The following is a 5,026-nucleotide window of genomic DNA, read 5'->3' on the forward strand; positions in this document are numbered from 1 at the left end:
CCCTCGGTGTTGTCGTCCTCGTCATCGTCCTGGTTGTCGCCCGCCTCGGACGAGTCGTCGGTGGATTCGCCGTCACCCTCGCCCTTGCGGCGCCGACGACCTCCACGGCTACGACGTCGGCGCTTGGGCGATCCGTCCTCGTTGTCCTCGTCCTCGTCGTCTCCATCGTCACGGTCGACGTGCTGATGCTGCGGGCGGGCTGGAGCCAGCGTGGCCGGTGGGGCCTGGAACATCGCTGCTGCGGTGGGTGCGGACTTCTTTTCTGCGGCAGTCTGTTCGGCCTCGGGCTCTGCGGAGTCCTGGGCCGGAGCCTCCTTCTTGGCGGGCGCGGAGAAGCTCACGGCGGCCGGCGGGCCAGCGGCGCGACCGGCGGCGCGGCGGCGGCCGGATCCTGCTTCCGCTGCGGGCGTCTCGGTGGTGGTGGGTTCTTTCGAATCGTCGTCGAGCATCTGCTCTCCTTCACCGGATCTCCGACACGAGGGACGGCTCCGGCACGTATGCGACCCGCACAGCAGGTCAAAGCTTGGTCAGGATGACGGCGTATCCGGCCTGTCACTGCGGTATCGCACCTGGTCCTGCCGCGGTCAGCATCCGGGGATGCGTCGCGGTCGGGGGCTGGTGTTCCACCCACCTGCCGAACAAGTTCGGCGATACGTCATCGGGTCGATCAGCGCCAGTGTGACTCACACGACCTGTGGCCATCATCGCACAGCGACGCGAAGAGGCCTGTTCAACCGCGACACGCCGGGCTCTGGGTAGGCTCGCCCGGTGAGGAAGAAGAGGTCGAGGCCGCAGGCACCGTTGTCGTTCGAGTACGTCGCCAAACCGGTGGATGGATCACCGGACCAGACGCTGACCATGACCAACCACACCGAGACGACGGTCCGACCGACCCTGGCGTTCATCCCCCACAACATGTACGGGATGCCCATGCCCAAAGTCGAGGTGCGCACCGTGCTCGGCACCCACCTGGGAGCCGCACTCCTTCCAGGGCATGCCACGGTGCAGGACATTCTGCGTTTCGACGGTCCCGGCGCCCAGGATGTGCGCGCCGTCCAGATCGCCGTCACCGACATCGAAGAGCTGGAGCATCCGCCCCTCGACGCAGGACTGCGGGCCGTGATGGTCGACCTCGATCAGAAAGCGACTCTCGACCCCGAAGACTTCTGGGGCGTCGGGGTGGCCAACGGCAATCCGTTCGGGGTCCAGGTGCGCGTCGCACTGGTCGCCTTCGAGGACCGCGTGGGTGATCAGCCCCAGCAGGTCGAGGACGTCGTGACCCTAGAGGGTGACATCGAAGTGGCCTCGGAGTCGCACGAGGTCATCTGGCTTCCCGAGAACGTGCGTGGGATGTTCCACCACGTCGCCTGGTGCCTCGTGCCACAGACCTTGGTCTGAGGTCGTGCTGCGCCGTCTAGATCCTGGCCGCCTGTTCGTCGGTTCAGCGATCGTGCTGCTCGCGCTGAATCTGCGGGCTCTTGTCGGCAGCGTTGGCGTCGTGCTGGACGCTGTGCGGTCCGACCTCGACATGTCGACGACCGTGGCTGGCGTCGTGACCACACTGCCCGTGATTTGCTTTGCGGTCGCGGGCCTGTGGTCGGGCGGTGTGGTGCGGCGTCTGGGCCTGCACCGGTCCACCGTGCTGCTGCTCGTGCTGATCTTCGTCGGCCTCGTGGTGCGGGCCGCCACGTCCAGCACGGCGGTGTTCCTGCTCGCTTCGACGATCGCGCTGGTCGGCGCGGCGGTGGGCAACGTGTTGCTCCCGCCGTTGGCCAAGCGTCACTTTCCCGATCGGCTGCCCCTGATCAGCGCGCTGTACGGCGCGGCCTTGATGGGCGGGGTCGCCGCCTCGTCACTGACGACGGTCCCGATCGCCAGCGCGTTCGGCGGCTGGCGTCAAGGACTCGGCGCATGGGCCGTCCTCGCCGGCGTCACGTTGATCCCGTGGGTGGTGCTGTGGCGCGATCGTGACGTCGCCAGTGATCGCCCCCGCGTGTCCTATCTGTCCTTGATGCGAACGCCGGTCGCCTGGGCATTGGTCGGCGTCTTCGGCGTGCAGTCGGCCCAGGCCTACGCCCAGTTCGGCTGGTTCCCCGCCATCATGGTCGACGCCGGACTCAGCAGATCTCATGCAGGCGCTCTGCTCGGACTGCTCGCCTTCGTGGGACTTCCGGTGACCCTGTTGTTGCCGTGGCTGATGCGTCGCGCGGGCGCATGGCCCGTGCTGCCGTGGTTCTTTGCCGCGGTGACAGCGATCGGATGGATCGGCGTGCTGGCGACGCCCACCTCGGTGCCGTGGCTGTGGGCGATACTGCTGGGTCTTGGTAGCGCTTCCTTCACCTGGACGTTGACGATGATCGGGCAACGCGCCGCGAGTCCTGAGAGCACGGCAGCGTTGTCCGGATTCGTCCAGGGTCTCGGATACCTGGTGGCGGGCGTCGGGCCATTCGGCGCCGGCTACCTGCGAGACCTGACCGGCTCGTGGGACCTCCCCGTCATGATGCTCCTGGTCGGAGCCTCATTGATCGGCGTGTTTGGCGCTTGGGCCATGCGCGCTGAGCCTGTGGACTGAGGTCGAGCTCAACGGGTCACTCGACCGACGTCAGAGCCCCGGGAACCACAGCGCCATCTCACGAGCCGCCGACTCCTCGGAGTCCGAGGCGTGCACGAGGTTTTCGCGGTTGGACAACGAGAGGTCTCCACGAATCGTGCCGGGTGCGGCTGCTCGTCCATCCGTCGCGCCATTGATTGCGCGCACCACCGAGATCGCCTCGTCGCCCTCGAGCACCAACGCAACCAGTGGGCCCGATGTGGCGAACTCGCGCAGCGGCGGGTACCACGGCTGATCAACGTGCTCGGCGTAGTGGGCGTCAGCTGTCTGCGCGTCGATCGAGCGGTGTTCCATCGCCACGATCGACAGGCCCTTGTTCTCGAAGCGGGACAGGACCTGACCCACGAGTCCACGTCGGACGGCGTCGGGCTTGAGAAGGACGAGAGTGCGTTGCGTCATGGCCGTTAACGTAGCGTGCGACGTCGAGAGGGAGTCCATGACCATCAGCACTCCATGGTGGCGCGACGCCGTCATCTATCAGGTCTACCCACGCTCCTGGGCCGACAGCGACGGTGATGGGATCGGCGACCTGCCCGGCATCACCTCGCGCTTGGATCACCTGGTGGACCTGGGCGTCGACGCCGTGTGGCTCTCGCCGTTCTACGTCTCGCCCCAGAACGACGGCGGCTACGACGTGGCCGACCCGCGTGACGTCGACCCGCTGTTCGGGACGCTCGACGACTTCGACGCCCTGCTCGAACGCGCGCACGGGCTCGGTCTCCGGGTGATCGTCGACGTCGTGCCCAATCACTCGTCGAGCGAGCACGCGTGGTTCCGGGCTGCGCTGGCTGCCGGGCCCCGCAGCCGCGAACGGGCCAGGTACCTCTTTCGCGACGGCACCGGCATGGGCGGCGAGCAGCCACCCAACAACTGGCTCAGCAGCTTCGGCGGCCCGGCCTGGACTCGGGTCACCGAGGCCGACGGCTCGCCGGGCCAGTGGTACCTGCACCTGTTCGACACCACGCAGCCCGACTTCGACTGGGAGTGCACCGAGGTTCGCGAGGAAATGGAATCTGTCCTGCGGTTCTGGCTCGACCGAGGCGTCGACGGCTTCCGCATCGACGTGGCGCACGGCCTGGTCAAGGCTCCCGGCCTGCCGGACACTGACCTGACACTCGACCCCCTTCGCGACCCCACCGGTCTGCAGCCCATGTGGGACCAGCCCGGCGTCCACGAGATCTACCGCGCCTGGCGTCGGCTGACCGACTCGTACTCGGTTCCCGGGCAAGATTGCGACCGCATCCTGTGTGCCGAAGCGTGGGTGGAGCCCGCAGCGGCCCTGGCCCACTACGTACGACCCGATGAGCTGCACCACTGTTTCAACTTCCACTACTTGATGACTGCCTGGAATGCCACCGCCTTGCGCCACTCGATCGCTGAGTCCCTGCAACAGGCCAACGCCGTCGGGGCTCCCCAGACCTGGGTGCTGTCCAACCACGACGTCGTGCGCCACGCGAGTCGTTTCGGTTCGGGCGAGGTCGGCCTGCGTCGGGCGCGCGCCGCGACGGCGTTGATGCTCGCACTGCCCGGATCGGCGTACCTGTATCAAGGCGAAGAGCTCGGGCTCCCTGAAGCCACCCAGCTGCCCGACGACGCCCGCCGCGATCCGATCTGGGAGCGCAGCGGGCACCAGGTGGTGGGCCGCGACGGATGCCGAGTGCCGGTGCCGTGGCAGGCAGACAAACCGGGCTTCGGCTTTGGCCCCACGAGGCGGACCTGGCTGCCTCAGCCGCCGGTCTACGGAGACCTTGCCCCGGATCGACAGCGCGGCGTGTCGGGGTCGACGTTGGAGCTGTATCGCCTTCTGCTGCGACTGCGGCACGACCACCGACTCGGGCGTGGAGATCTGGAATGGGCCGCGACGGACCCCGAGATCCTGCGCTTCACGAATCGAGGAGTGACGGTCGTGGCCAACTTCGGACCGCGCCCCGTCATGCTGTCCCCTGAGGCCGTCGTGCTCGCCTCGTCGGCGGCTGACGACGACGTCTCCACGCTCCTCCCGGACACTACGGTGTGGCTCGCCACTTGACGTCAGATGTTTCAACCACCGTCTGTTGCGGTACTACCGACCCAGGGATAAGTTCAAGAAACTTTGTGGCGTGGGTCACAGGCCAGAGGTACGGGTTGGGGAGGTCCGGATGCAGGTGCGACCACGGAGACGGTCGACTCGTCTCGTCGGCGGAATCGCCGCGCTGGCATTGAGCACGTCGATGCTCGCCGCGTGCGGCGGTGACGGCGGAAAGCCCACGCTCAACTGGTACGTCAACCCTGACGGGCAGGCCACGCTGAACCAGCTGGCCGAGGACTGCAGCACCGACGACTACGACATCGCGATCCAGCTGCTGCCGGCCAGCGCCACCGATCAGCGCACCCAGCTCGCGCGGCGGCTGGCCGCAGGAGACACCTCCACCGATC

The 5,026-nt window shown here is 67.5% G+C and carries 4 protein-coding genes and 2 pseudogenes; 4 read left to right on the forward strand and 2 right to left on the reverse strand.

Annotated features, from left to right (window positions below; genetic code table 11):
- Positions 1-449 (reverse strand): annotated as a pseudogene (locus WB508_RS09335) (hypothetical protein); the annotation flags it as partial.
- 319 nt (positions 450-768) lie between these two features.
- Between WB508_RS09335 and WB508_RS09340 the strand changes: the two are divergent.
- A complete protein-coding gene (locus WB508_RS09340; RefSeq protein WP_423844614.1) occupies positions 769-1,398 on the forward strand; it encodes a hypothetical protein in 630 nt (209 codons plus the stop codon).
- 4 nt (positions 1,399-1,402) lie between these two features.
- The gene (locus tag WB508_RS09345) at positions 1,403-2,572 is read left to right on the forward strand and encodes an MFS transporter (RefSeq protein WP_423844615.1); all 1,170 of its coding nucleotides are present in this window, start codon (positions 1,403-1,405) and stop codon (positions 2,570-2,572) included.
- A gap of 30 nt (positions 2,573-2,602) precedes the next feature.
- On the opposite strand, the gene ndk is transcribed toward WB508_RS09345, so the two are convergent.
- The gene (gene ndk / locus WB508_RS09350; protein ID WP_423844616.1) at positions 2,603-3,010 is read right to left on the reverse strand and encodes a nucleoside-diphosphate kinase; all 408 of its coding nucleotides are present in this window, start codon (positions 3,008-3,010) and stop codon (positions 2,603-2,605) included.
- 37 nt (positions 3,011-3,047) lie between these two features.
- Between ndk and WB508_RS09355 the strand changes: the two genes are divergently transcribed.
- The gene (locus tag WB508_RS09355) at positions 3,048-4,640 is read left to right on the forward strand and encodes a glycoside hydrolase family 13 protein (protein ID WP_423844617.1); all 1,593 of its coding nucleotides are present in this window, start codon (positions 3,048-3,050) and stop codon (positions 4,638-4,640) included.
- Between the two features lie 109 nt (positions 4,641-4,749).
- Positions 4,750-5,026 (forward strand): annotated as a pseudogene (locus tag WB508_RS09360) (ABC transporter substrate-binding protein); the annotation flags it as partial.

The organism is Aeromicrobium sp., assembly GCF_049586495.1.
Lineage (GTDB): Bacteria > Actinomycetota > Actinomycetes > Propionibacteriales > Nocardioidaceae > Aeromicrobium.

Excerpts from the sequence above, each read along its gene's own strand:
- ndk (WP_423844616.1), bottom strand. The coding sequence starts at position 3,010 with ATGACGCAACGCACTCTCGTCCTTCTCAAGCCCGACGCCGTCCGACGT.
- WB508_RS09355 (WP_423844617.1), top strand. The coding sequence starts at position 3,048 with ATGACCATCAGCACTCCATGGTGGCGCGACGCCGTCATCTATCAGGTC.